Origin of the sequence: Streptomyces bobili (assembly GCF_002154575.1) — a bacterium.
Classification (GTDB): Bacteria; Actinomycetota; Actinomycetes; order Streptomycetales; family Streptomycetaceae; genus Streptomyces; species Streptomyces bobili.
Genome location: NZ_MUBA01000274.1, coordinates 1 through 25,710, shown reverse-complemented (window position 1 = coordinate 25,710; position 25,710 = coordinate 1). Strand labels below are relative to the sequence as shown.

Sequence of the window (25,710 nt, the reverse complement as noted above, 5' to 3'; positions counted from 1 at the left end):
GTTACCCTGTTGACCAGCCGTGATCACCCCGCGAGCCGGGGCGACCGGGGGTTCGGACCGCCCGCGACCGCCAGGCGGTCTCAGGCAGGAGACGTACGACATGACAGCCCCGGAGACCGACAGCCTCCGCGGCGGCGCCCCGCGCCGGTCCGCCGTGCCGGGACAGCTTCCGGCCGTGGCCGTGGTCGCCGTCGGCGGTGGGCTGGGCGCCGCGGCCCGCTACGCGGCAGCCCTGTGGTGGCCCTCTGCCGGCAGCGGCTTCCCCTGGACGACCTTCTGGGTCAACGTCGTCGGCTGTGCCGTGATCGGCGTGTTCCTGGTGCTGATCACCGAGGCCCTGACCGTGCACCGGCTCGTGCGCCCCTTCTTCGGCACCGGCGTGCTCGGCGGCTTCACCACCTTCTCGACGTACGCCGTCGACCTCCAGCGCCTGTTCGACACGGGACATCCCCGCACGGCGCTGGCCTACCTGGCCGCGACCCCGCTCGCGGCGCTCACGGCGGTGTGGCTCGCGGCGACCGCGACCCGCCGCGTCCTGACCCGGAGGCAGCCATGACCAGGCTCACCGGCAGTGCCCTGCGCGTGACCGTCCTCGTCGGCGAGAACGACACCTGGCACCGCAAACCCCTGTACACCGAGATCGTGCACCGGGCCCATGCGGCGGGCCTGGCCGGTGCCAGCGTCTTCCGCGGCATCGAGGGCTTCGGCGCCTCCTCGCTCATCCACACCGCCCGCCTGCTCTCGCTCAGCGAGGACCTCCCGGTCGCCGTCGTCATCGTCGACACCGAGGAACGCGTACGGGCCTTCCTCCCGCAGCTCGACGAACTCGTCACCGAGGGCCTGGTCGTCCTCGACCCCTGCGAGGTCATCCGGTACACCGGCCGTGACGGTGATCAGGGCGAAACGGACACGCCCGGTAAGAGGCCGTTGTGAACTGGCTGCTGGTCGTCGCCGGAGGCATGGTCGGCGCGCCCCTGCGCTATCTGACCGACCGCGCGGTGCAGGCCCGGCACGACTCGGTCTTCCCCTGGGGCACCTTCGTCGTCAACATCGTCGGCTGCGCGGTCCTCGGCCTGGTGACCGGCGCGGCCCTCGCCGGAGCGGCCGGCTCCGACCTGCGGCTGCTCCTCGGCACCGGTTTCTGCGGGGCCCTGACCACCTACTCCACGTTCTCCTACGAGACGCTGCGGCTGACGGAGACCGGAGCGGCGCTGCACGCCGCCGCCAACGTCGTCGTCAGTGTGGCGGCGGGCGTCGGGGCCGCCTTCGCGGGGGTGTGGCTCGCCCAGACGGTGTGGTCATGACCGGGGAACACACCCACGGCTGGTAGGACTGTGCACCGCACCGTCGACCACCCGCAGAACGGGATCCCATGAGCGCCATCTCCGTCGGTCAGGCCGTCGTCCTCGGAGCCGTCGAGGGAGTGACCGAGTTCCTCCCCGTCTCCTCCACCGGACATCTGAAGATCACCGAAGGCCTGATGGGCATCCCCGTCGACGACGACGCGGTCGTCGGCTTCTCCGCGGTCATCCAGGTCGGCGCGATCGCCGCGGTGCTGGTCTACTTCCGCAAGGACATCGCGCGCATCGTCTCCGCCTGGCTCCGCGGCCTCACCGACACGAGCGAACGACACCACGACTACAAGTTCGGCTGGTGGATGATCTACGCGACGATCCCGATCGTCGTCGTCGGCCTGGCCGCGAAGCCGCTCATCCAAGGTCCCCTGGCCTCGCTCTGGGTGGTCGCGGGCTCGCTCATCGCGGGCAGCGGCGTGATGTGGGCGGCCGACCGCACGGGCCGGCACAAGCGGGGCGAGGACGACACCTCGCTCAAGGACGCCATGCTGGTCGGCGGCTCGCAGATCCTCGCGCTGCTCTTCCCCGGCTTCTCCCGCTCCGGTGCCACCATGTCGACCGCGCTCCTGCTCGACCTCGACCGGGTCGCCGCCACCCGGCTGTCCTTCTTCCTCGGCATCCCGGCGCTCACCGGCGCCGGCCTGTACGAGCTGAAGGACGCCCTGGGCACCGGGGCCGGGGCCGCACCCCTGGTCGTCGGCACGGCGGTGTCCTTCGTGGTCGCCTACGCCTCCATCGCCTGGCTGCTCAGGTTCGTCGCCAAGCACTCCTTCAACGCCTTCGTGATCTACCGGATCGTCGTCGGCCTACTGCTCTTCGGCCTGCTGGCCACGGGAGTCCTCGACAGCTGAGCGCGGGGGAGAGGGCCTGGCGGGGGCACGCGCCTCGCCCGGCGCGGGCGGCCGGGCCTGCCAGGGACTGCCTGGGAAACCCGCTTTCATTCAGGGCCCTGGCTGAATTTTTCCTTTCACTCGCCTTGACAGAGACCTCCGGCCACCCGGAGTATCACTCCCGTGAACCTGTCAGACAGCCAGACAGGTGGCCCGGCACCCCGTCGTATCAGTGCGATGGAAGCGGTGCTCGCCCACCTCCGCGGCGCCATCGAGCACGGCCACTACGCCATCGGGGACAAGCTTCCCTCCGAGGCGGAACTGTGCCGCACCCTCGAGGTCTCCCGGCCCGTCCTGCGGGAGGCCCTGCGCGCCCTCCAGACCATGGGCCTGACGGTCTCCCGGACCGGTAAAGGCACCTTCGTCGTCGCCAACACCGTCGAGGACCCCACCTTCGGCGACTACGCGGCCAGCGACCTGCTCGAAGTGCGCCGCCACATCGAGATCCCGGTCGCCGGGTACGCCGCCGCCCGCCGCACCCCGGAGAACCTGGACCACCTGGCCCACCTCCTGGACCGGATGGAAGGCGAGACCGACACCACCGCCTGGGTCGCGATGGACACCCTCTTCCACCTCGCCGTCGCCGAGGCCGCCCAGAACCCGGTGTTCCGCCGGGTCATCGAGGAGATCCGTGACGCACTGGCGCGTCAGTCGACCTTCCTCAACCAACTGGGCGGACGGCGCGAGCAGTCCAACCGCGAACACCGCGCCATCGTCGAAGCGCTGATCGACGGTTCCGAGTCCGACGCCGTGGAGGCCATGAGCCACCACCTCGACCGTGTCGAGACGACCCTCACCGACATCGTGCGCCCCCCGCGCACGGACTCCCCCCTGGAAGGCGGACCCGAGGCGTGAGCGAACAGCACCTCAAGGACGAGACGCGCCCCTCGCCCCGTCACGTCGACGCCGGAGACGAGGGCTACAGCAAGTCCCTCAAACACCGGCACGTCAACATGATCGCCATCGGCGGAGCCATCGGCACCGGCCTCTTCCTCGGCGCCGGCGGCCGCCTGGCCGACGCCGGCCCCTCCCTCTTCATCGCCTACGCGGTCTGCGGCATCTTCGCCTTCCTCGTGGTGCGCGCCCTCGGCGAACTCGTCCTGTACCGCCCGTCCTCCGGCGCCTTCGTGTCGTACGCCCGGGAGTTCATGGGGGAGAAGGGGGCCTACACCGCGGGCTGGATGTACTTCCTGAACTGGGCCACCACCGGCATCGCCGACATCACCGCGGTGGCCACCTACACCCACTACTGGGGCATGTTCTCCGACGTGCCCCAGTGGGTGATCGCGCTGATAGCCCTCGCCGTGGTCCTCACGGTGAACCTGATCTCGGTGAAGATCTTCGGCGAACTGGAGTTCTGGTTCGCGATCGTCAAGGTCAGCGCGCTGGTGATCTTCATGTGTATCGGCATCTTCCTGCTGGTCACCCAGCACCAGGTCGACGGCACCACCCCCGGCCCGTCCCTGATCAGCGACCACGGCGGCATCTTCCCCAACGGCCTGCTGCCCATGCTGCTGATCGTCCAGGGCGTCGTCTTCGCCTACGCCTCCGTCGAACTGGTCGGCGTCGCCGCCGGTGAGACCGAGAACCCCGAGCAGATCATGCCGAAGGCGATCAACTCGATCATGTGGCGCGTGGGCGTGTTCTACGTCGGCTCGGTCCTCCTGCTGTCGATGCTGCTCCCGTGGAACAAGTACACCTCCGGCGAGAGCCCCTTCGTCACGGTGCTGTCCAACATCGGCATCCCGGCCGCGGGCGGCGTGATGAACCTCGTCGTCCTCACGGCGGCGATGTCCTCCCTCAACTCCGGCCTCTACTCCACCGGCCGCATCCTGCGCTCGATGGCCGTGAGCGGCTCGGCACCCCAGTTCACCGCGAAGATGAGCCGCACCCAGGTCCCCTACGGCGGCATCCTGCTCACCAGCGGCGTCTGCGTCCTCGGTGTCGGCCTCAACTTCGTGGTCCCCGCCGACGCGTTCGAGATCGTCCTGAACTTCGCGGCGCTGGGCATCCTCGCCACCTGGGGCATGATCATGATCTGCCACCTGCTGTTCTGGCAGAAGACCGAGAAGGGCGAACTGACCCGCCCGAGCTACCGACTGCCGGGCTCCCCCTGGACCGAACTCCTGACGCTGGCCTTCCTCGCCTCCGTCCTGGTCCTCATGTACGCCGACGGCGGCGCCGGACGCACCACCGTGCTGTGCCTGCCACTGATCGCCGCCGCGCTCGTCGCCGGCTGGTACGCCATCCGTGTCCGCCGCGCCCGCACCTCCTCCAAGGCCGACGCGTGAACCCGCCGCCGGCCCCCACCCACTCACCAGTGACCAGGCCATGATGTACAGCAGTTCCCTCGCCGACGCCCCCGCGATCCGCGAACCCCTCCACGCCCCCGTCGCCCACCTCGTCCGCGGCGGGGTGACGGAGGGCGTCCACTACGGCTCCGTCGTCGTCCTCCGCACGGACGGCGAGGTCGACTTCCAGCTCGGTGACATCGAGGTCGCCTTCTACCCGCGCTCCGCGCTCAAGCCCGTCCAGGCCGTCGCCATGGTGCGTGCCGGGCTCCCGCTGGACGGCGAACTGCTCTCGCTCGCCGCCGCCAGCCACTCCGGCGAGGAGCGACACCTCGCCGGGACCCGGCGGATCCTCGAACTGTCCGGCGCCACCGAGGACGACCTGCGCAACGTCACGGACCTGCCGTACGACCCGGTCGTCCGCGACCTCTGGATACGCGAGGGCCGCCCGCCCTCCCGCCTCGCCCAGAACTGCTCGGGCAAGCACGCGGCGATGCTGTACACCTGCAAGCTCAACGGCTGGTCCCTCGACGGCTATCTCGACCCGGACCACCCGCTCCAGCAGGCGATCGCCGAGATCGTCGAGGACCTCACCGGGCAGCGGATCGCCCGAGTCACCGTCGACGGGTGCGGCGCGCCGCTGTTCTCCGTCTCCCTCAACGGACTGGCGCGGGCCGCGGCCCGCGTCACCACCGCCGTGCCCGGCACCCCCGAGGCGCGGGTGGCGGACGCGATGCGCGAGCACGCCGAGATGGCCTCCGGCTCCGGCCGGGACGTCGCCGCCCTGATGCGGGCCGTCCCCGGCCTGCTCGCCAAGGACGGCTTCGAGGGCGTCGGGGTCGCCGCACTCCCCGACGGCAGTGCCGTCGCCGTCAAGATCTCCGACGGCGCCGACCGGGCCCGCGTCCCCGTCACCGCGGCCGCCCTCGTCCGCGCCGGAGTGGACCCCGCGCTCCTCACCCCCTTCGCGGGCGAGCCCCTCCTCGGCGGCGGCGAACCCGTCGGCAGCATCCGCACGGTACGCGCGCTGGACCCGGTCACCGAGCCGGCCTGCGCCTGACATGCGGCGGGGGAGGCGTCCTGGCGGCATGCGGTACGTCGCACCCGGCGCCGTATCGGCGAAACGAGGCCTCGCCCGGCCCCGCGCATCCGCCCTCCCGGTCCCGCCAGGCCGGACGAGACCCGGCCGGTCTCCCCGCACCACCAACACCCTCGCCCCTCGGAAAGAGGCAGCACCCTCATGACTGTCGTCGTCAGCCGCAGCGAACACGATCTGCTCGGAGACCGGGACGTCCCCGTCGACGCGTACTGGGGTATCCACACCCTGCGCGCCACCGAGAACTTCCCGATCACCGGCACCACGATCTCCGCCTACCCGCACCTGATCGACGCCCTCGCCGCCGTCAAGGAGGCCGCCGCCCTGGCCAACGAGGAGCTGGGGCTGCTGTCGCCGGAGAAGGCCGCCGCGATCGTCGCCGCCTGCCGTGAGATACGGGCGGGCAAGCTGCACGACCAGTTCGTGGTGGACGTGGTGCAGGGCGGCGCGGGCACCTCGACCAACATGAACGCCAACGAGGTCGTCGCCAACCGTGCCCTGGAACTGCTGGGCCACGCCAAGGGCGAGTACCGGTACCTGCACCCCAACGAGGACGTCAACCTCGGCCAGTCGACCAACGACGTCTACCCGACCGCCGTCAAGGTCGCGACCGTCTTCGCGGTGCACGGGCTGCTCAAGGCCATGGCCGTCCTCCAGGACGCCTTCGCCCGCAAGGCCGTCGAGTTCCGCGACGTGCTCAAGATGGGCCGCACCCAGCTCCAGGACGCCGTCCCGATGACCCTCGGGCAGGAGTTCTCCACGTTCGCCGTCATGCTCGACGAGGACCGCAGCCGTCTCGCCGAGGCCGTCGAGCTGATCCAGGAGATCAACCTCGGCGCCACGGCGATCGGCACCGGCCTCAACGCGCCCGTCGGCTACGCCGAGTCGGCCCGCCGCCACCTCGCCGAGATCACCGGCCTGCCGCTCGTCACCGCCGCGAACCTCGTCGAGGCCACCCAGGACTGCGGCGCGTTCGTCCAGATGTCCGGCGTGCTCAAGCGGATCGCGGTGAAGCTCTCCAAGAGCTGCAACGACCTGCGGCTGCTGTCCTCCGGTCCGCGCGCCGGCCTCGGCGAGATCAACCTGCCGCCCGTGCAGGCCGGTTCCTCCATCATGCCCGGCAAGGTCAACCCGGTGATCCCCGAGGTCGTCAACCAGGTCGCCTTCGAGGTGATCGGCAACGACGTCACCATCACCATGGCCGCCGAGGCCGGACAGCTCCAGCTCAACGCCTTCGAGCCGATCATCCTGCACTCCCTGTCGGAGTCCATCACCCACCTGCGCGCGGCCTGCCTGACCCTCGCCGAGCGCTGCGTCATCGGCATCACCGCCAACACCGAGGTGCTGCGCGCCAGCGTGGAGAACTCCATCGGCCTGGTCACCGCCCTCAACCCCCACATCGGCTACACGGCGGCCACCGACATCGCCAAGGAGGCGCTCGTCACGGGCCGCGGCGTGGCCGAACTCGTCCTGGAGAAGGGCCTGTTGCCCGCCGAGCGGCTCGCCGCCCTGCTGCGCCCCGAGGTGGTCGCGGGCAACGGCTCGCCCCTCGCCTGACCCGTCCCCGACCTGCGACGACGCGCCACGACCGGCCCGGAGGCACAATGGTGATCATGACAACGACGTCGTCCCTCACCTTCCAGCCGGTCCTGGAGCGCATCGCCGAGGAGATGGCCCGCACTCCCGGCCGCGGCCGGCCCGCCGACTACATTCCGGCGCTCGCCGCCCGCGACGCCCGCAGCTTCGGCATGGCCGTGGCGGAGCTGGACGGCACGGTGTACGGGGTGGGGGACTGGCAGGAACCCTTCTCCACGCAGTCCATCACCAAGGTCTTCACCCTCGCCCTGGACCTGGCCCGCGAGGGCGACGAACTCTGGGAGCACGTCGGCCGCGAACCCTCCGGCAACCCGTTCAACTCGCTGGTCCAACTGGAGTACGAGAACGGCATCCCCCGCAACCCGTTCATCAACGCGGGCGCCCTCGTCGTCACCGACCGCCTCCAGACCCGTACCGGGGACGCGGCGGGCGAACTGCGGGACTTCCTGCGGGCCGAGAGCGGCAACGCGGCGCTCGACTTCGACCTGGAGGTGGCCGCCTCCGAGTCCGCACACGGCGACCGCAACGCCGCCCTCGCCCATTTCATGGCGTCCTACGGCAACATCGACAATCCGGTGCCGGCCCTCCTCGACCAGTACTTCCGCCAGTGCTCGGTCACCGCCTCCTGCGCCGACCTCGCCCTGGCCACCGGCTTCCTCGCCCGGCACGGCGTCCGCGCCGACGGCAGCCGCCTGCTCAGCCGCAGCCAGGCCAAGCAGGTCAACGCCATCATGCTGACCTGCGGCACCTACGACGCGGCCGGCGAGTTCGCCTATCGGGTGGGACTGCCCGGCAAGAGCGGCGTGGGCGGCGGCATCATCGCGGTCGTACCGGGCCGCTGCACCCTGTGCGTATGGAGTCCGGGTCTGGACGAACGCGGGAACTCGGTGACGGGCGTGGCCGCCCTGGACCGCTTCACGACGCTCACGGGCCTGTCGGTCTTCTGAGCGTCGCCCCCAGAACACGCACGCACACGCCGGTCACGCCCATGACGTCGCCCGGAGGCGGTCATGTCGCTTTCCGGCCACCCGGCGTTGACACCCTGACCGAGTGTTGGCCAAGGCCTTCCCCGTCGATCTCCGTCGCTGTCAGGTCCTGGGCCTGGCCGGCACGGCCTGTCTCGCGCTGGGCGGTGAGACGGCCGGTGCCCTGCCTGCCCGGCAGCTTCTCGCCCCGACCTCCCCGCACGCCGTACTGGGCCTGGTCGGGGTGTACTTCGGGCTGGTGCTGCTCACCGCGGCCTGGGTGCTCCTCGGCCGTCTGGTGCGCGGCGGCGACCCGCCCACCCCGCGCGCCCTCGTGCTGGTCCTCGCCGTGTGGGCGGCCCCGCTGCTGATCGCGCGAACCACAGCCACACCACGCTGGTGCACAGCACCGCGTACAGGGCGCCCGCGACGCGCGGGTGCCCGGCGCGGACCAGGACGGCGAAGGACGGCAGCAGCCAGACCAGGTGGCGCACCCACGTGATGGGGCTGACCAGGCAGGCCGTCAGGCCGGTGAGGGCGAAGGCGGCCGGCCAGTTCCCCGCGGCCACCGCCCGCCTGGACGTGCCCAGCAGCCCAGCGCCAGCAGCACGAGCGCCGCCCAGACGGGACGGCTCTCCACGACGCCTCCGGCATCGACGGCTTCCTCGGCGCCAACCTCTACACCTGGATCACCCTGGGCCTGCTGCTACGGCTGCCGGTCGGTCAACCCGCCGAACGGCGTCGGCCCATGAGCCGCAGCACCAGGGCGACGGAGACACCGCCCAGCGCGGCGGCACCCACGACGACGGCCGCCTCCGGCCAGCCGGGCCCGTCGTCGTCGCCGGACACGGCGACCGCCGCGGCCGTCACGGGCGTCGCCTCCGGTCCGGGCCTCGGCCGCGCCCGCAGCCCGTCCAGCGAGCCCACCGGGTCGACCCGCCCGGCGGCCCCGAACCCCCAGTCGAGCAGTTCGCGTGCCTCCTCGTAGACGGCGAAGCCGCCCCCGGCCTGGGGATTGAGCACCGTCACGACGAGGGTGCGGTCCCCGCGCCGGGCGGCGGCCACGAGGGTGTTGCCGGCGTTGCTCGTGTAGCCGTTCTTGATGCCGACCAGCCCCGGGTACCGCGCGACCCCGTTCGTCCCGCTGAGCAGCCGGTTGGTGTTGACGATGCCGTACGTCCCTCCGTCGCGCCCCGGGAAGCGGGCCTCGGCGGTGGCGCAGTACCGGGCGAAGTCCGGGTTGCGCAGCCCGGCCCGCCCGAACACCGCGAGGTCGTAGGCGGAGGACACCTGGCCGGGGGCGTCGTACCCGTCCGGCGACACCACGCGCGTGTCCAGGGCGCCCAGCGAGCGGGCTTTGGCCTGCATGCCGGCGGCCGTGGCGCGCCAGCCGCCGTTGAGCGCGGCCAGTACGTGCACGGCGTCGTTGCCGGAGTTGAGGAACACCCCGTGCCACAGGTCCGCGACCCGGTACGAGCGTCCCTCGGCCACTCCGACGAGGCTGCTGCCCGCCCCGATGCCGGTCAGCTCCGCCTCGGAGACCCGGTGCCGGATGCCTCCGGGCAGGACGGGCAGCACCGTGAGGGCGAACAGGGTCTTGAGCGTGCTGGCGGGAGGCAGCTTGCGGTGCGCGTTCGACGCGGCGAGCACGTCGCCGGTGCCGGCGTCGGCCACCAGCCACGACAGTGCGGAGACGGCCGGGACGCCGGGGGCTCCGGGGCGTGGCCGGACCTGCGTACCGGCGCGGTACAGCAGGGCGGGCCGCGGTGCCGTCGCGTGCGGCCCGCCGGCCGGACCGGGGTCCGCGGCGGCGGGCGCCGCGGGCCCGAGGGCCAGGACACCCACCGCACAGAGCACGCAGGCCGACGCGGCGGCCCGAGAAGAGAATCCGATCGTCATATGATCAACGTAAGAATGAAGCGGCCATCCACCGCGCTGCCCGTGCCGCACAGCGGGCCGCCTGCACCCGGATGCCGCAGCGGTCCAGGGGCGTCCGGGACCAGGATCAGGCGGCCGGAAGGGTCGGCTGGATGCGGCGGATGAACGTCGCGTTGTCCGGCGTCGCGCGCATCCGCTCCAGCAGGGTTTCCAGGTTGGCCTGGCCCTCCCGGGTCTGCAGGGCTCGGCGCAGGCCGCGGGAGGCGGTCAACTCGCCGGGGGAGAGCAGGAGTTCCTCGCGGCGGGTGCCGGAGGTGTTGATGTCGACGGCCGGGAAGACGCGGCGCGAGGCCGGTTCACGGTCGAGGCGCAGCTCCATGTTGCCGGTGCCCTTGAGCTCCTCGAAGTAGAAGTCGTCGGCACGGGAGCCGGTCTCCACCAGCGCGCTGGCGAGGATGGTGAGCGAGCCGCCCTCCTCCGCGGCGCGCGCGGCCCCGAAGAACCGCTTCGGTCCGATGAGCGCGCCGGCGTCGACGCCGCCGCTGAGGGTGCGGCCACCGGCGGCGGCGGAGTTGTTGTGGGCCCGGCACAGCCGGGTCAGGGAGTCCAGCAGGATCACGACGTCCTCGCCCGCCTCGACGAGCCGCTTGGCCCGTTCGATCACCAGGTCGGCGAGCGCGATGTGCTGCCTGGGGGACTGGTCGAAGGTGGAGGCGTAGACCTCGCCGCGTACCGAGCGCCGCATGTCGGTGACTTCCTCGGGGCGCTCGTCGAGCAGCAGCACCATCAGCCGGGCTTCCGGGTGGTTCCCGGCGACGGCGGCGGCGAGCTGCTGGATGAGAACGGTCTTGCCGGTCTTGGGCGGTGCCACGATCAGCCCGCGCTGGCCCTTGCCGACGGGTGCGAGCAGGTCGACGACCCGTCCGGCGAGCCCGGCCGCCGGGTGTTCGAGGCGGAGCCGCTCGTGCGGGTGCAGGGGCGTCAGGTCACGGAAGTGACGGCGCCCGCGCCGGGCGTCGGGCGTGCGTCCGTCGATGCGCGCCACGTCGGTCAGGGAGCGCCGGGCGTCGCGCAGCCCTTCGATCAAGTCGCCCTTGCGCAGCCCGAGTCGGCGGATCAGCGCGGGGGCGACCTGGACGTCGTCGGGGGCGGGCAGGCAGTCGGCGGCGCGCAGGTGCCCCTTCCCGTTGCCGTCGATGTCGAGGACACCGGTGACGAGCTGGGGCTGGGGCTGCTGCCGGACAGGGGGGTGTTCGAGTGTGGTGGTCATGGTGGCCGGTCCTTTCGAGGACGGAAGGCGTGAGACATGCGAAGGAAGGGGTGTGGATCCGCGAGGGGGAGGGGCGGTGTACGCGCGCCTCCGGCGGTGGGGAAGCAGGACCTCGGCCACGGGGAACCGCTGCTCACAAGGTCTCTGCGGAAGAGCCGGCGCACCGACCGGGATCGACGGGCGCAACAGCGAACTGGGGGAGGAACCGCACCGGCGCCCCGAAACGGGGGCGTACACAGGTGCTGTGGGGGAGCGTAACACTCACCTCGCGTCATGGCGAGGGACGTGGCGCTTCCATCCGTCTCAACACGGGACCGTCCCCGGCTATTCCGGGGCCGGTCCCGTCTTGGTCCGGACCGCAGTGTCATGGGCCGGTGCCAGATGTCCCCAGACCATAACGATCCGGGAGGACAACGGACTTGACCTCCTACGCTGCACTATCTTCACGTCATGTCCACGCCGCCCAAGCCTCCGCAGGAACCCGAACAGCCGTCCGGGGCGCCGGCTCCGCCGAGTGCGTATCCGTACCCGAATCCGCAGTCGCCGGGCCCAGGGTCGGCGGCGAGTTACCCGCCGCCCGCCGCGCCCGTGCCGGGCCAGCAGAACTTCTACGCCACCCCGACCCTGGTCGGCCAGCCGGGCCAGCCGGGCCAGCCCGCGGCCGGGTATCCGTACGGCGGGCAGGGACCGTATCCGCAGGTTCCCCCGCCGCCGTCCGGTGGCGGAGGCGGAGCCGGACGGGCCGTGCTGTGGGTGGCCGTGGGCGCGGTCGTCGCTTCCGCGGCCTGGGCGGCGGGGGTCTTCCTGATCGGCGGAAAGGGTGCCGAGGCGGACCTGCGCGGTTACACGGCGCCGGCGAACCTCTGCTCCAGCACCGACTACTCCTCGTTCGAGACGGAGTACCCGGACAACGACGGCTCGCCGACCCACAACGCGCTCAAGGACCCGGCTCTCGACGAGAGTTACTGCAGCGTCAACCTGAAGAAGACCGGGTCGAGCTACGCCGACGCCTACCTCTCCACGCAGGTGGACCTGCACAGGAAGTCCGACCCAGGGCCGGAGTTCACGGCCATGTGGAAGAACTACGAGGAGAGATACCCCGATTACGACGTGGAGACCGTCGAGGACATCGGCGAAGAGGCCTATCTCGTCAGCGAGGACACCACCAGCGGCTCCACCAGTGGTTCCCTCTACGCCACGCTCGCCGTACGGGACGGCTGGACCACGTACACGATGAGCTACAGCGCCTACCTGTCCTCCTACGACGATGACGACGACAAGGACCCGCCGTCGCTCGAAGACGTGAAGGACTGGCTGAAGACGGACTCGAAGGCCACGCTGGACCAGCTCAAGGACTGACGCCCGCGCACGCACGGTGGCCGGCTCACGGGGTTTCGCCCCTGGGCCGGCCACCGGTGTGTTCAGCGCGCCTGAGCCTCCTTCGCGATCTGCTCGAACCGCGCTCCCATCGCCTCGGCCAGCGCGTGCGCTCCCGACAGGGGCCGCACCATCACCGTCAGCCGGTCGATGAGCCCGTCCTCGTCGACGTGGATGAAGTCGCAGCCGCTCAGCTCCCGCTCGCCGACCTGCGCGCGGAACACCAGCGCGTGGTCGCGGCCGTCCGCACCGGCGAGTTCCCGCTCGTACCGGAAGTCCTCGAAGACCTCCGACACCGCGCGCAGGATCGCCGCCGTGATCGCCTTGCCGGCGTATGGCTTGAACACGACCGGGCTGGTGAACTCCACGTCCTCGGCGAGCAGAGCCTCCACGGCCTGGAGATCGCCGGCCTCGACCGCCTCTCGGAACGCGCGCATCCGATCACCTCGTACTCAATTAGTTGACTAAGTGTGGATGACAATAATCACCTGCTGTTACCGTGTCCACATGTCGCTCAAGTACGCCGTCCTGGCCGCCCTCCTGGAAGGTGAGGCCTCGGGCTACGAACTGTCCAAGGTCTTCGACGTCTCCCTGGCGAACTTCTGGCCCGCGACCCCGCAGCAGCTCTACCGCGAGCTGGAGCGACTCGCCCAGGACGGCCTGATCGAGGCGCGGGTCGTACGGCAGGAACGCCGGCCGAACAAGCGGATGTTCACCCTCACCGAGGCCGGCCGCGAGGAGCTGCACGACTTCGCGGCCGCACCGCCGCGCAGGCCCACCGCCATCCGGGACGAACTCCTCATCAAGATCCAGGCGATGGACGGCGTCGGCGTCGACCCCGAGACGACCCGCGCGCAGATCGAGGAACGCAGGAGCTGGGCGCGCGGCAAGCTCGACCGCTATCTGCGGGTGCGTGAACGCCTCCTCGCCGGGCGCACCGAGGACGAGTTCCTGCGCGAGGCCGACCGGATCGGCCCCTTCTTGACGCTGATGGCGGGCATCGCCTTCGAGGAGGAGAACCTGCGCTGGTGCGAGCGGGTTCTGCTGCACCTGCGGCGGCGTACCGCCGTAGGCTGACGCCGATGTTCAGCCCCGAAGGACCCACGCTGCGCGAACTCGCCGTCCAGGCACTGTCGTCCGTCGAGCACGGCTACGACCTGCTGGCTCCGAAGTTCGACCACACGCCTTTCCGCACCCCCGCCCCCGTCCTCGACGCGGTCGTGTCGGCCCTGCGCCGGACGGGCCCCTACGGTGACGGCCTCGACCTGTGCTGTGGCACGGGCGCCGGCGTCGACGCGCTGGCCACGCTCTGCGAAAGCAGCGTCACCGGCGTCGACTTCAGCGCCGGGATGCTCGACATCGCGCGCGGGCGGGCCCGCCCGCCGCAGCCGCGGGTGTCCTGGGTGCGGGCCGACGCGCGCGCCCTGCCGTTCACGGACGCCTTCGACCTCGTCGTCAGCTTCGGCGCGTTCGGGCACTTCCTCCCGGAGGAACTGCCCGGCCTCTTCGCCCAGGTGCACGGGGCGCTGCGGCCCGGCGGGCGATTCGCGTTCCCGGTGCTCGCGCCGCCCCGGCCGTCGTCCCCGGCGTTCTGGATGCTGCTCGGCTTCGACGCCGTCATGCGGGTCCGCAACGCCGTGTGGCGTCCCCCCTTCGTCATGTACTACCGGGCCTTCCGGCTGGGCGAGGTCCGCCGGGAGCTGGAGCGCGCCGGGTTCCGGGTGGACCTGCACGCCCTGCCCGAGTTCGGCACGCGGGGCGACGGAAGCCCGCGTGTCCGGATGGTCGAGGCGCGCCGCACGGACCGACGCGGGCCGGGTCAGTCGGCCGCCGGCAGGGTGAACGTGTAGACCAGCGCCTCCTGGCGGGTCTCCACCACCAGGTCGGTGATCTCCAGCGGCCGGGCGTACTGGTCGTGCACGTGCCGGGTCACCCGCATCGACGGGGCGCCGTCCGGGCGGGTGATGGAGTCCCGGTGGTGCAGGGCCAGTCCGGCCCGGCGCATCCAGTCGTAGACGCGCCGGAGCTGCGGGGAGCCGGTGGTGTCGGCGCGGTCGCGGTAGCGGGCGAGTTCGTCGACCTCGGCCAGTGCCACCGCCGAGAAGGACGTCATGGCGGTGCGCAGAGGGCGTCCGTCCGCGCCCGTCGACCTGTAGCGGTGGACCAGCGTCGGCCGGTTCGGGGCGAGATCCAGCGCGGTGGCGTGCTCGGGCGGCGGCGGCTCCCAGCTCAGCTCGGTGCGGTCCACCGCGCAGGCGTCGTCCGCGGTCCGGGAGCCGACGGGAAAGGCGAGCCAGGCCGGGTCGGCGACCGGCGCCCCCGCCAGCACCGCGTGGCTGCCGCGCCGGTCGGTGGCGACGAGTCCGTCACGGCGCAGCACCTCCAGCGCCTGCCGGACGGTCACCCGGCTGACTCCGAAGTGCTCGGCCAACTGCCTTTCCGCGGGCAGGCGTTCGCCGGGCGGGATGGTGCCGTCGTGCAGCTCGCCGAGCAACTCCTTCGCTATCCGCCAGTAGAGGGGCTGATCAAGGGGGATGGTGCGGGCCATGCCGCGCGCCTCCTGTGGTGACGTGCCGTGCGGGCGTGTTCGCCACCAGATCTAGCATTGGTCTAAACCACTAGGGAAGGGCGGGCGGGCGGAACGGCTGAAACCGGACGGCCCGCCATCCCGTCACAGCGCGCTGTACACGGCCTTCACCAGCGCCATCTTCCGCGGGTCGTCCGCGATGTGCGGCCCCATGCGGTTCATCACGTACCCCAGCGACAACCCGGCCTCGGGGTCGGCGAGACCGCACGAGCCGCCGAAGCCGTCGTGTCCGAAAGCCCGCGGGTTGGGCCCGTAGGAGCCGTTGGGGCCGCTCAGCCACAGGCCGAGCCCGATCTCCGTCTCGTGCGCGAAGCCGGCGCCCAGCACCAGGTCCCGGCAGCCGCCCTGCCCCTCACGGACCCGCTCGGCCGCCTCCGGGGACAGCACGCGCCGGCCGTCGGCGGAACCGCCGCCCGCGAGGACGCCGTACAGGGCGGCGACCGCCCGTGCGGTGCCGTGCCCGTTGGCGGCCGGGATCTCCGCGGCCCGCCAGGCGGGTGTGTTCGCCTCGTCGGCGCCCGCCAGGGGGTTCGTCAGGGCGGCGATGGCCGTGGGCGTCAACTGGGCGAAGACGGCAGCCTGTTCGCTGCTCGACGCGGCGGGCGGATGCACCATCTCCGCCGCCCGCCCGGCCTCCTTCTCCGGCAGGCCGATGGTGAAGTCGATCCCCAGCGGCCCGGTCACCTCGCGCTCCAGGAAGGCGCCCGGCAGCAGTCCCGAGACCCGCCGCACGACCTCGCCGACCAGGAAGCCGTAGGTCAGCGCGTGATAGCCGGACCGGGTGCCCGGCTCCCACCAGGGCTCCGTCGCCGCGAGGCGGGCGGTGGTCAGCTCCCAGTCGTACAGCTGCTCCAGCGTGTGCGGCTCGCGCAGCCCCGCCAGTCCGGCGCGGTGCGACAGCAGATGCCGGACGAGGACGCCCTCCTTGCCCGCCGCGGCGAACTCGGGCCAGTAGTCCGCCACCGGGGCGTCGAGGTCGAGCAGACCCCGGTCGGCGAGGAGGTGCGCGCACAGCGCGGTCGGACCCTTGGACGTCGACCACACATTGACCAGCGTGTCCCGCTCCCACGCGCGGGTGCGCGCCGCGTTCGCCCAGCCGCCCCACAGATCGGCCACGGTCACGCCGTCGACCATGACGGTCACCGCCGCGCCCAGCTCCCCCCGCTCCCGGAAGTTCTCCTCGAACGTGGCGCGGACCGCCGCGAAACGCTCGTCGCAGTGGCCGTGAACCTGTGGCACGTGCTCGGACATGGGTCCTCCGTGATCCGCCGGGGCCCCGGACCGCGGCTCTGCGGCCGGGCACCCCGAACATACCGACTGGTCGGATCAGAGGGAAGGTGTGATCAGGACCTCACGTGTACGACCGCAGCCAGCGCATCTTGGCCGCCTCGTGGTACGGGCCGCCGCCCTCGTGGTCGTTGAAGTCGTACACCTCGATCGTCCGGTCGTCGTGCGCCCACGCGTGGAAGGCCGCGAACACGGTCGACGGCGGACACGTCTGGTCCTCCAGGGCCACCGAGAACAGCGCGGGCGCCGAGCCGCGGGACGCGAAGTGCACCCCGTCGAAGTACGACAGCGTGCGCAGCGCGTCCTGCGTACGGCCGCGGTGCGTCTTGAGGAACAGGCCGATCTCCCGGTACGGGTGACGGTCCGTCAGTGTCACGGCGCGCGGGAAGTCGCACAGGAACGGCACGTCCGGCGCGACCGCGACCAGGTCCGGAACCAGGCCGCCCACGGCGATCGTGATGCCGCCGCCCTGGCTCGCGCCGAGCGCCACCGTGCGCGCCGCGTCCGTCAACGGGTGCGAACGGGCCGCCTCGACGGCACGCACCGCGTCCGTGAACACCCGGCGGTAGTAGTAGTTCTCGGGGGCGTCCATGCCCCGGGTCATGAAACCGGGGAACGCGGGTCCCGCGCCCACCGGATCGGCCGTACCGCCACCGCCGCCCCAGGCGCTGCCCTGACCGCGGGTGTCCATGATGAAGTGCGCGCGGCCCGTGGACGCCCACAGCAGGTGCTCGTGCGGCAGCCCGCGGCCCCCGCCGTAGCCGACGAACTCCACGACCAGCGGCACCGGTTCGGTAGCCGCGGCGGGCAGGGTCAGCCAGGCCTTGACCGGATGACCGCCGTACCCGGCGAACGTCACGTCGAAGACCCGCACGGTCTCCAGCCCCGTGTCGACCGGCTCGAAGCGGGCGTCCAGGTCGTACTCGCGGGCCTCCTGAAGGGTCTTGGACCAGAACGCGTCGAACCCCTCCGGTTCGGCGGATCCACTGCGGTACTCGTGGAGTTCCTCCAGGGACAGGTCGAACGAGGCCATGAGCAACCGCCTTGTGATGAGTGGCCGTACGGATGATCACACCGTACGTGGGCGGTGGTAGCGCTTACCAGACCCCAGGACCAGGCACGATCCCCGTTCCGGCCGGCGCTCTCACGCGCTGCGCCGGCTCCACTCCGGCCCGGTCCACGCCCACTCCCGGTCCCACTCCGCCAGCCGGTGCCGCAGGGCCACCCGGCGCAGGACCGCGTGCCCGAGCAGCACCACGGCCGCCGTACCGCCCGCCGTGGCCACGCCGAGCGTCAGCGTGTGCTGCCACACCGCCGTGCCGTCGGGCGGCGGCGGGACGCTCCGGCCCCGCGCGTCGAACCACACGTCGACCCTGTCTCCCCGATGGGTGCCGGCGGGCACGAGCGCGACGGCCCGGTGCGGGGCCTCGCCGGGCTCCGTCCAGCGCACGGCGACCCGGAAGCGCTGTTCGCGGGCGCCTTCCGCCGTCGGCAGTGTGTCGGGCGGCCGGCCGACGACCTCGGCCCGTACCCGGTGCCGCTCGGCCCGCTGCTCGGCCGCCACGGCCACGGCGTCGGCATGGGCCCACCGGCCGGCGAGCGCACCCGCCAGCGGGGCACCGATCAGGACGAGTACGGCGACCACCAGCACCGTCCACGCCTCCACGACGTCCGACCGGCGGCGCAGAGGATTGTGCCGCCAGCGCCAGCCACGCAGCCCGGTTCGCATGTCGACCTCCTCGCCGTCACGCGGACGAGTGCCCACACGGAGCGGATACCCCGTACGGAGGACATCGTTTCACTTTCGGGCGAGCCCGACATGTCGGCAGTGGCCGGATATGCTCATGGGCGGGCCGACGCACGGGCCCGGAGGCGGCGGACGCCGGCCGAACCGCGTGTCACCGAACCCGTGCGTCAGCCGAACCGTTCGATCCGGATCCGGTCCACCGGCTGCCCCGCCGCCACCAGCAGCCGAGAGGCGTGCTCGGCGAACCCGTTGGACCCGCACACGTAGGCCTCCCAGCCGCCGTCCGGCCGCTCCGCGAGCAGCGGCGCGAGGTGGGCGGCCGTGAGCCGGCCCACGGGGGTGCCCCGCGGCGCGGTCCGCGTGAACACGGGCGTCGTCTCCGCGCCGTACTCGCCCGCGTAGATCAGTTCCTCGGGGCCGCGCGCGGACACCAGCAGGCGCAGCGGGACCGCGAGGCGCCGGGCCCGGTGGTGGCGCACCATGGACATCAGCGGTACGACCCCGGAGCCGGCGCCGATCAGCAGCGCGGGCCGGTCGCCGGGCCAGGCGAAGAAGCCGCTCAGCGGGCCGCGGACCTCCACCTGGTCCCCGGGCTCCGCCACCGTGTGGAACCAGCCGGACACCTCGCCGCCGTCGACGTGGTCCAGGGTCAGCTCGACGTGTCCCGAGCCGTCCGGCGCCGAGGCGATCGAGTAGTGCCGCTGGGCGAGATACCCGTCCGCGGCCCGCAGCCGCAGCATCAGGTGCTGCCCCGGCAGATGCCCCTCCCAGGCGGGCACCGCGAGCCGGAAGGTGGCCGCGTACGGCGTCTCGCGGCGGATCTCGGTGATCGTGGCCGTCTGCCACACCGACGCCGCCCGGTTGCTGACGGCGATCCGGCCGGGCACCGCGAACCGGGTCGGCGGAGTGAAGGTCTCAGTCACCGGTATACCTCTGCTCCTCCCACGGGTTGCCCCGTGCGTGGTAGCCGTTCTGCTCCCAGAAACCCGGCTCGTCGTGGTCCAGGAGCCGCAGACCGGCGATCCACTTGGCGCTCTTCCAGAAGTACAGGTGCGGCACCAGCAGCCGCGCCGGGCCGCCGTGCTCGGCGGAGAGCGGCTCACCGCCGTACGTGAAGGCGATCCACGCCCGCCCGCCGGTGAGGTCGGCGAGCGGCAGGTTGGTGGTGTACCCGGTGTGCGAGTACGCGACGGCGTGGGTCGCGGACGCCTGCGGCCGGACCGCCTCCAGGAAGGCGTCCAGCGACACGCCCCCGAACCGCACCCCGAACTTCGACCAGCTGGTGACGCAGTGGATGTCGCCCTCGTACGCGGAGGCGGGCAGCGCGTGCGCCTCGTCCCAGCTCCAGGTGCGGGGCGCGTCCACCAGCCCGTCGATCCGGAAACTCCAGTCGGCGGGCCTGAGGTCGGGCGTGACCTCGGCGGACAGTACGGGCCAGTCGTCGCCCGCGTCGTACTGGCCCGGGGGCAGGCCCGGGTCGTCGACGCGCGGGCGTCCGGTGAAGCCTCGGGTGACGTTCATGGAGTTCCAGCGTGAGGGCGACGGTTGCTTACGCATTCAACCGTACGGGCAAGTCAGGCGTGCTCCGGACCCCGTCCGGCCGCCGATCGTGAAGCGCGTATGAACACTGCCGCGCCCGGGGAATAGCCGCCCCCGGATCCCCCTTGCACGTGACGTTCCGGATCCAGCGGTCCGGCGGCAGCGAAGGAGAGTGGAAGCAATGCCGAAGGCGTACGTCTTCACGCGGTACGGCGGCCCGGAGACCGAGGCGCTCGTCGACGTGGACCGGCCCCGTCCGGGCCCCGGCCAGGTGCTCGTCGCCGTGCGCGCGGCCGGCGTGAACCCGGTCGACTGGAAGCAGCGCACCGGATACCGGCGCCCCGGCGAGAGCGGTGAGCGGATCTTCCCCGCCGTCTTCGGGAACGAGGTCGCGGGCGTCGTCGTCGAGACCGGCGCGGACGTCACCGGCTTCGCGCCCGGCGACGAGGTGTTCGGCAACACCGCGGCGGGCGGCTACGCCGAGTACGCGCTCCTCGCCACCGGGCTCACCGCGGCCAAACCGGCCGCCCTGTCCTTCCCCGACGCCGCGACCCTGCCGGTCGCCGCCGCGACCGCCTACGACGGCGTCCACCAGCTCGGCCTGCCCGCCGGGGCGACGCTGCTGGTCACCGGCGCGGGCGGCGGCGTCGGCGTGGCCGTCGTACAGATCGCCCGCGCGCTCGGACTGCGGGTCGTCGGTGTGGCGAGCGAGGGGAAGAAGGAACTCCTGGAATCGCTGGGCGCGGTGCACGTCACCTCCGGGCCGGGCTGGGCCGAGCGGGCCCGCCTCGCGGCGCCGGACGGCGTCGACGGCGTCTTCGACCTCGTGGGCGGCGAGGTCCTGCACGAGGCCGCCGGCCTGCCGGCCGACCGGGCCGCGCTGATCACCGCCGGCGCCCCGGCCGAGGAGGTCGAGCGGCTCGGCGGCGCCCGCGTGGCCCGCGCCCGCAACGCGGAGGTCCTCCGGGCCGTCGCCGACCTCGTCGTCCGCGGCGAACTCGACCCGCACGTCACCCGGACCTACCCGCTGGAGCAGGCGGACCGGGCCCTGCGCGAGGTCGAGGACGGCCACGCCCGCGGCAAGGTCGTCATCGTGGCTGGAACCGCGATATGAGCCGGACCGGGTCCCGGCACGTCCTGGACAACCCCGCCCTGGCCTCCCTCACCGGCCCGCACGCCCGCTTCGCCGAGCGCCGCGGCCGGGTCCTGCGCTACCCCGTCGACGTGTCGCCCTGGCTGGCCGTGCCCGACGACCCGGACGCCGGCGACTGGGCGGACCTCGCCGCGCTCGCCGGCCCCGGCGGGGAGGTACCGCTGCCCGGGTTCCGTGGGGAGGTGCCGGCCGGCTGGGAGATCACCCAGCGCATCGAGGGCGTGCAGTTCGTCGACGAGGGGCTGGCCGCCGCGCCGGACACGGAGGCCGTCCGGCTCGGCCCCGCCGACGTCCCCGAGATGCTCGCCCTCGTCGCCCGCACCCAGCCCGGCCCCTTCGAACGCCGCACCATCGAACTCGGCACGTATCTCGGCATCCGCCGCGACGGCACCCTCGTCGCCATGGCGGGCGAACGCCTGCACCCGCCGGGCTGGACCGAGATCAGCGCCGTGTGCACCGACTCCGCCGTCCGCGGCCAGGGTCTCGCCACCCGGCTGATCCTGGCCGTCGCGCACGGCATCCGGGAACGCGGCGAGACGCCCTTTCTGCACACCAGCGCCGCCAACACCGGCGCCATCCGCCTCTATGAGTCCCTGGGCTTCGGCCTGCGCCGCAGGACGGCGTTCCTGGCGGCCCGCGCCCCCGAACGGGACGCGGTAGCGGTGGCCTAGCGGCGGCGAGGAGCGGTGGCGCCGCCGGGGCTCAGCCCGCGTCCGGCGTCCCGCTCCCGCCCCACGCGTTGTACCGCACCAGATACTCCGCGAACCGCTCCAGATCCGGCTCCGGCCACTCGGCGAGCCGCTCGCGGAACGCCGCGCGCCGGCTCTGGGTGACCTGGGCGAGGATGCTGCGGCCCGCGTCGGTCAGGTGCAGGACCTGGACGCGGTGGTCCGTGCGGTCCTGGCGCCGCTCGATCAGACCGGACCGCTCCAGCGCGGTGACCTGGCGGCTCACGGTGGACTTGTCCAGCGCGTAGTGCGCGGCCAGATCGGTGGCCCGGCAGCCGCCGCTGTCCTCCAGATGACCGAGCAGCGTGTACGACACCAGGGACAGCTCCGGATGCAGCCGCCCGGCCGAGGCACGGGCCCGCCGGGCGAAGACCGTCATCTCGCGCTGGATCGTCTCCACCGCCTCACCTGCGTCCACCCGGTCTCCCTCACCACTCCCTCACCCGCCTCGTTGCACCGTACAACTTGACGCGGGGGTGCGCAGGGGCGGGCCTTCCGCGGGTCCGGCGTGCGGCAGTTGGGATATGGTGTGCGACGGCCGCGGACGATCCCGGCCATGAGCGACCGAGGAGGTGGGACCCATTACCGCAGTGTCAGGTCGGGTGCTCTCTCCTCAGGACGGCGCGGACCGCCGCTAGGCGACCGCGAGAGCGCCCTTCGACTTTTCGAAAGGCTCTCGGCTTCCATGCCTCCTCTTTCCTCTCCTTCCGCTCCCTCGTCCCTCGCGGCCCACCCCTCCCGTGACGTCGTCGTCGTGGCACTGCGCGCCGCCGGATGCGTCTTCGCCGAGGACGAGGCGGACCTGCTCCTCGCCACCGCCGGCACACCGCACGAACTCACCGCCATGGTGGAGCGCCGCGTGGCCGGTCTGCCCCTCGAACTCGTCGTCGGCTGGGCCGAGTTCCTGGGCCGGCGCGTCATCGTCGAACCGGGCGTCTTCGTGCCCCGCCGCCGCACCGAGTTCCTGGTCGGCCAGGCTCTGGCGGGGGCCCCGCACGCGTCCGTCGTGGTGGATCTGTGCTGCGGCTCGGGCGCGGTCGGCGTGGCCCTCGCCGCCGCGCTCGGCGGGGTCGAACTGCACGCCGCCGACATCGACCCGGCCGCCGTACGGTGCGCGCGCCGCAATGCCGCCGCCGTCGGCGGGCAGGTCCACGCCGGGGACCTGTTCGACGCGCTCCCTGGTGCACTGCGCGGCCGTATCGACATCCTGGCGGCCAACGTGCCGTACGTCCCCACCGGCGAAGTCCCCCTGCTGCCCGCGGAGGCCCGCGAGCACGAGCCCCTCACCGCGCTCGACGGCGGCGCCGACGGCCTCGACATACTGCGCCGGGTCGCCGGTGAGGCGGCCGGCTGGCTCGCGCCCGGCGGCTGTGTCCTGGTCGAGACGAGCGAACGCCAGGCGGCGGACGCCGTCGAGGCGTTCCGGCGGGGCGGCCTCACGGCGCGCACGGCCACCGACGAGGAACTGTTCGCCCACGTGGTGATCGCCACCCAGGAGTAGCGGTCGGGTCGCGGCGCCACCCCTCGCCCGTCCGGCGGGGGGAGCGGCGCCGCGGCCCGACGGACGTCACAGGGTCCGGGCGCGTGCCACGAGCAGGGCCACGTCGTCGTGGTTGTCCGGGTGGTGCAGCGCCCGCAGCAGCAGGTCGCACAACTCCTCCAGCGGACGCGCCGGGTCGTCCAGGAGCGCGAGCATCGCGTCCAGGCGTTCGTCGAGGGAGTGCTTGCGCGTCTCCACCAGCCCGTCGGTGTACAGCACGAGCTGGTCGCCGGGAGCGAAGTCGACGTCGGTCGAGGAGAACGCCACCCCGCCCACCCCGAGCGGTGCCCCGGTGGGCAGGTCGAGCAGCTCCGGCGGGTGTCCGGGCCGTACCCGCGCGGGCGGCAGGTGCCCGGCGTTGGCGATCCGGACCCGCCCGAGGCGCGGGTCGTGGACGGCGTACACGCAGGTCGCTATGAAGTGGTCCAGGCCCGAGGTGATCCGGTCCAGGTGCTCCAGGAGCACCGCCGGGTCGAGGTCGAGGGAGGCGAGCGTGGTCGTCGCGGTGCGCAGCCGGCCCATGGTGGCGGCGGCGTCGATGCCGCTGCCCATGACGTCGCCGACCACGAGGGCGGTCTTGCCGTCCTCCAGCGGGATGACGTCGAACCAGTCGCCGCCCACCTCCGTGGTCGCCCCGGCGGGCTGGTAGCGCGAGGCGACCTCCAGGCCGCCGGTCACCGCCGGGTGGCTCGGCAGCAGGCTGCGCTGAAGGGTGAGGGCGGTGCTGCGGGCGTTCTGGTACCAGCGGGCGTTGTCGATCTGCACGGCCGCGCGGGCCGCCAGTTCCCGGGCGAGCAGCAGATCGTCGCGGCCGAACGGCAGCGGGTTGTGGGTCCGCTTGAGGTCGAGGGCGCCCAGAACCTCGCCGCGGGCGATGAGTGGCACCGCGAGATAGGAGTGCACGCCGGCTCGCGCCAGCAGTCCGGCGGCTTCCGGGGAGCGGGCGATCCGCGCGAGGTCCTCGTCCTTGACCTGCGCCACCATGACGGGCTGCCCGGTGCGTACGCACTCGGTGACCAGCCGGTCGGGCGAGTACCGGGCGGTCCCGCCGGGCGGATCGGCCGCGCTCAGGGCGTCCGGCGCGTCGGCGGCGCGGACCGCCAGGGCGCGGATCACGGCGGGCTCCGTGGGGCCGAGGCTGGTGCGCCGGCCCGACACCACGGCGTCGAGGAGGTCCACGGCTGCGATGTCGGCCAGCTCCGGCACGGCCACGTCGGCCAGTTCGTCGGCGGTGCGTTCCAGGTCGAGCGTGGTGCCGATGCGGGTGGAGGCGTCGGCGATCAGCGCGAGGCGACGGCGTGCGGCCTCGGCCTCGATGCCCGCCCGGTACTGATCGGTGACGTCGACGACGGAGATCGCGACGCCGAGCACGGTGCCGCGGGCGTCCTCCAGGCGGTACAGCGAGATGGACCAGGCATGGTCCCGGTCCGGGTCGGCCGGCGTACGGCCGACCGTCGGCCTGTCGACGAGCGGCACCCCGCTGCGCAGCACCTCGCGGACCGCGGACTCGAGGGCGTCGGTGTCGAGCAGCGGGAGCACCTCGCGGACCGTGCGGCCCAGGTGCTCGCCGGCCGGGACGCCGTTGATGCGTTCCAGCGCCGGGTTGACCGACACGTACCGCAGCCGGGTGTCGAGCACGGCGAGGCCGATGGGGGACTGGGTGACCATGCGCGTCGACAGGGCCACGTCCCGCTCCAGCCGGCGCACCGTGGACCGGTCGGCGGCGAGGCCGAGGGCGTAGACGTCGCCCTGGTCGTCGACGAGGCGCATGTTGCGGAACTCCACCAGGCGGGTGGCGCCGTCCTTGCGCCGGATGGGGAAGGCTCCCGCCCAGCTGCGGCCGGTCGCCATGACGTCGGAGAAGAGCTTCACGACCAGCTCGACGTGGCGTTCGTGGACCATCACATGCGCCGCGTACCGCCCCAGCGCCTCCCCGGCCGGGTAGCCGAACAGTTCCTCGGCCTGGGGGCTCCACAGCACGATGCGGCCCGAGGTGTCCAGCACGACCGAGGCCACGTTGAGCACGTCGAGCAGGCCACTGGGCCCTGTCGGGCCGCCGGCCTCGGCCGAGGTCGATCCGGCTGCACTCATGCCACGCACCGCCTCCGCATGTCGACGCGGCACGCCGTCCCCCGTGCCGACTCCCCCAGTTCTACCGCGCTCAACCGATTTATCCCACGCCTGGGGCACCGTTCCCATGCTCCTCCAGTACGGCGGCGCGTGCCGTTCTCCTCATGGTCCACGCCAGTCCATTCGATTGGTCTGTACATGACTATCGAAGTTGGCCACACTGTCCGCCGAGCGCATCCCACCCCCCGTCAGAGGAGACCCATGCCCCTGCGCCCTGCCCGCGGACGCCGTCACACCCTGCGCACCGCACTGATCGCCCTGGCCACGGCCACCGCCGCGGC

Annotated in this window: 26 protein-coding genes and 2 pseudogenes; 16 read left to right on the top strand and 12 right to left on the bottom strand. The window is 72.6% G+C overall.

Annotated features, from left to right (window positions below):
• Positions 1-100: 100 nt before the first annotated feature.
• From crcB (BZL64_RS22345) to BZL64_RS22300, 10 genes and pseudogenes are all read left to right on the top strand, one after another.
• On the top strand, positions 101-556 hold the full coding sequence (crcB, locus tag BZL64_RS22345; protein WP_086770979.1) for a fluoride efflux transporter CrcB: 456 nt from the start codon (positions 101-103) through the stop codon (positions 554-556).
• A complete protein-coding gene (locus BZL64_RS22340; RefSeq protein WP_086770978.1) occupies positions 553-933 on the top strand; it encodes a DUF190 domain-containing protein in 381 nt (126 codons plus the stop codon). The genes crcB (BZL64_RS22345) and BZL64_RS22340 overlap by 4 nt, the downstream gene beginning before the upstream one ends.
• Positions 930-1,304 carry a fluoride efflux transporter CrcB gene (gene crcB / locus BZL64_RS22335; protein ID WP_086770977.1) on the top strand — a complete coding sequence of 125 codons (375 nt, stop codon included), beginning with the start codon at positions 930-932 and terminating at the stop codon, positions 1,302-1,304. Before BZL64_RS22340 ends, crcB (BZL64_RS22335) begins: the two co-directional genes overlap by 4 nt.
• Positions 1,305-1,372: 68 nt before the next feature.
• Complete coding sequence (locus tag BZL64_RS22330; RefSeq protein ID WP_086770976.1) at positions 1,373-2,206, top strand: undecaprenyl-diphosphate phosphatase; 834 nt, start codon at positions 1,373-1,375, stop codon at positions 2,204-2,206.
• 216 nt (positions 2,207-2,422) lie between these two features.
• Complete coding sequence (locus BZL64_RS22325; RefSeq protein WP_086770975.1) at positions 2,423-3,100, top strand: FadR/GntR family transcriptional regulator; 678 nt, start codon at positions 2,423-2,425, stop codon at positions 3,098-3,100.
• A complete protein-coding gene (locus tag BZL64_RS22320; protein WP_086770974.1) occupies positions 3,097-4,536 on the top strand; it encodes an amino acid permease in 1,440 nt (479 codons plus the stop codon). Before BZL64_RS22325 ends, BZL64_RS22320 begins: the two co-directional genes overlap by 4 nt.
• Before the next feature lie 43 nt (positions 4,537-4,579).
• Positions 4,580-5,596, top strand: coding sequence for an asparaginase (locus tag BZL64_RS22315; RefSeq protein WP_086770986.1), 1,017 nt, complete (start codon positions 4,580-4,582; stop codon positions 5,594-5,596).
• 180 nt (positions 5,597-5,776) lie between these two features.
• A complete protein-coding gene (gene aspA / locus BZL64_RS22310) occupies positions 5,777-7,189 on the top strand; it encodes an aspartate ammonia-lyase (protein ID WP_086770973.1) in 1,413 nt (470 codons plus the stop codon).
• Positions 7,190-7,236: 47 nt separating this feature from the next.
• Entirely contained in the window at positions 7,237-8,175 is a 939-nt protein-coding gene (locus BZL64_RS22305) for a glutaminase (protein WP_086770972.1), read from the top strand.
• A gap of 103 nt (positions 8,176-8,278) precedes the next feature.
• Positions 8,279-8,569 (top strand): annotated as a pseudogene (locus tag BZL64_RS22300) (MptA/MptB family glycosyltransferase); the annotation flags it as partial.
• A gap of 1 nt (position 8,570) precedes the next feature.
• Here BZL64_RS22300 and BZL64_RS41265 read toward each other — a convergent pair.
• From BZL64_RS41265 to rho, 3 genes and pseudogenes are all read right to left on the bottom strand, one after another.
• A pseudogene (locus tag BZL64_RS41265) lies at positions 8,571-8,824 on the bottom strand (hypothetical protein); the annotation flags it as partial.
• A 92-nt stretch (positions 8,825-8,916) separates the two neighbouring features.
• Positions 8,917-10,092 carry a D-alanyl-D-alanine carboxypeptidase family protein gene (locus tag BZL64_RS22290; protein WP_086770971.1) on the bottom strand — a complete coding sequence of 392 codons (1,176 nt, stop codon included), beginning with the start codon at positions 10,090-10,092 and terminating at the stop codon, positions 8,917-8,919.
• A 106-nt stretch (positions 10,093-10,198) separates the two neighbouring features.
• Positions 10,199-11,341, bottom strand: a complete 1,143-nt coding sequence (gene rho, locus BZL64_RS22285) for a transcription termination factor Rho (protein WP_086770970.1) — start codon at positions 11,339-11,341, stop codon at positions 10,199-10,201.
• 450 nt (positions 11,342-11,791) lie between these two features.
• Between rho and BZL64_RS22280 the strand changes: the two genes are divergently transcribed.
• Positions 11,792-12,700, top strand: coding sequence for a hypothetical protein (locus BZL64_RS22280; protein WP_244205439.1), 909 nt, complete (start codon positions 11,792-11,794; stop codon positions 12,698-12,700).
• A gap of 62 nt (positions 12,701-12,762) precedes the next feature.
• Here the strand turns inward: BZL64_RS22280 and BZL64_RS22275 are convergent, their stop codons facing one another.
• On the bottom strand, positions 12,763-13,155 hold the full coding sequence (locus tag BZL64_RS22275; RefSeq protein ID WP_086770969.1) for a nuclear transport factor 2 family protein: 393 nt from the start codon (positions 13,153-13,155) through the stop codon (positions 12,763-12,765).
• 70 nt (positions 13,156-13,225) lie between these two features.
• Here BZL64_RS22275 and BZL64_RS22270 point away from each other — a divergent pair, with 70 nt between their 5' ends.
• Both BZL64_RS22270 and BZL64_RS22265 read left to right on the top strand, forming a co-directional pair.
• Positions 13,226-13,795, top strand: coding sequence for a PadR family transcriptional regulator (locus BZL64_RS22270; RefSeq protein ID WP_086770968.1), 570 nt, complete (start codon positions 13,226-13,228; stop codon positions 13,793-13,795).
• Positions 13,796-13,800: 5 nt separating this feature from the next.
• Positions 13,801-14,568, top strand: coding sequence for a class I SAM-dependent methyltransferase (locus BZL64_RS22265; RefSeq protein WP_086770967.1), 768 nt, complete (start codon positions 13,801-13,803; stop codon positions 14,566-14,568).
• Here the strand turns inward: BZL64_RS22265 and BZL64_RS22260 are convergent.
• The 6 genes from BZL64_RS22260 to BZL64_RS22235 all read right to left on the bottom strand — a co-directional run bounded on the left by BZL64_RS22260 (position 14,538) and on the right by BZL64_RS22235 (position 19,860).
• The gene (locus BZL64_RS22260) at positions 14,538-15,266 is read right to left on the bottom strand and encodes a GntR family transcriptional regulator (RefSeq protein WP_086770966.1); all 729 of its coding nucleotides are present in this window, start codon (positions 15,264-15,266) and stop codon (positions 14,538-14,540) included. The genes BZL64_RS22265 and BZL64_RS22260 overlap by 31 nt on opposite strands.
• A gap of 123 nt (positions 15,267-15,389) precedes the next feature.
• Entirely contained in the window at positions 15,390-16,556 is a 1,167-nt protein-coding gene (locus tag BZL64_RS22255; protein ID WP_086770965.1) for a serine hydrolase domain-containing protein, read from the bottom strand.
• Positions 16,557-16,656: 100 nt separating this feature from the next.
• Positions 16,657-17,625, bottom strand: coding sequence for an acetylxylan esterase (locus tag BZL64_RS22250; RefSeq protein ID WP_086770964.1), 969 nt, complete (start codon positions 17,623-17,625; stop codon positions 16,657-16,659).
• A 111-nt stretch (positions 17,626-17,736) separates the two neighbouring features.
• The gene (locus tag BZL64_RS22245) at positions 17,737-18,321 is read right to left on the bottom strand and encodes an Rv1733c family protein (protein WP_086770963.1); all 585 of its coding nucleotides are present in this window, start codon (positions 18,319-18,321) and stop codon (positions 17,737-17,739) included.
• A 185-nt stretch (positions 18,322-18,506) separates the two neighbouring features.
• Complete coding sequence (locus tag BZL64_RS22240) at positions 18,507-19,262, bottom strand: ferredoxin reductase (protein WP_086770962.1); 756 nt, start codon at positions 19,260-19,262, stop codon at positions 18,507-18,509.
• Positions 19,255-19,860 carry a sulfite oxidase-like oxidoreductase gene (locus BZL64_RS22235; protein WP_086770961.1) on the bottom strand — a complete coding sequence of 202 codons (606 nt, stop codon included), beginning with the start codon at positions 19,858-19,860 and terminating at the stop codon, positions 19,255-19,257. Before BZL64_RS22235 ends, BZL64_RS22240 begins: the two co-directional genes overlap by 8 nt.
• A gap of 199 nt (positions 19,861-20,059) precedes the next feature.
• Between BZL64_RS22235 and BZL64_RS22230 the strand changes: the two genes are divergently transcribed.
• Together BZL64_RS22230 and BZL64_RS22225 are read left to right on the top strand one after the other, a co-directional pair.
• Positions 20,060-20,992, top strand: coding sequence for an NADP-dependent oxidoreductase (locus tag BZL64_RS22230; protein WP_086770960.1), 933 nt, complete (start codon positions 20,060-20,062; stop codon positions 20,990-20,992).
• Complete coding sequence (locus tag BZL64_RS22225; RefSeq protein ID WP_086770959.1) at positions 20,989-21,702, top strand: GNAT family N-acetyltransferase; 714 nt, start codon at positions 20,989-20,991, stop codon at positions 21,700-21,702. The genes BZL64_RS22230 and BZL64_RS22225 overlap by 4 nt, the downstream gene beginning before the upstream one ends.
• Positions 21,703-21,733: 31 nt before the next feature.
• Here the strand turns inward: BZL64_RS22225 and BZL64_RS22220 are convergent, their stop codons facing one another.
• Positions 21,734-22,177, bottom strand: coding sequence for a MarR family winged helix-turn-helix transcriptional regulator (locus BZL64_RS22220; RefSeq protein ID WP_086770958.1), 444 nt, complete (start codon positions 22,175-22,177; stop codon positions 21,734-21,736).
• Positions 22,178-22,444: 267 nt separating this feature from the next.
• Between BZL64_RS22220 and BZL64_RS22215 the strand changes: the two genes are divergently transcribed.
• Complete coding sequence (locus BZL64_RS22215; protein WP_086770957.1) at positions 22,445-23,260, top strand: putative protein N(5)-glutamine methyltransferase; 816 nt, start codon at positions 22,445-22,447, stop codon at positions 23,258-23,260.
• 66 nt (positions 23,261-23,326) lie between these two features.
• Here BZL64_RS22215 and BZL64_RS22210 read toward each other — a convergent pair whose 3' ends face one another.
• Positions 23,327-25,390 (bottom strand): SpoIIE family protein phosphatase, encoded by a 2,064-nt coding sequence (locus BZL64_RS22210; RefSeq protein WP_086770956.1) that lies wholly within the window; start codon positions 25,388-25,390, stop codon positions 23,327-23,329.
• Positions 25,391-25,710 lie beyond the last annotated feature (320 nt).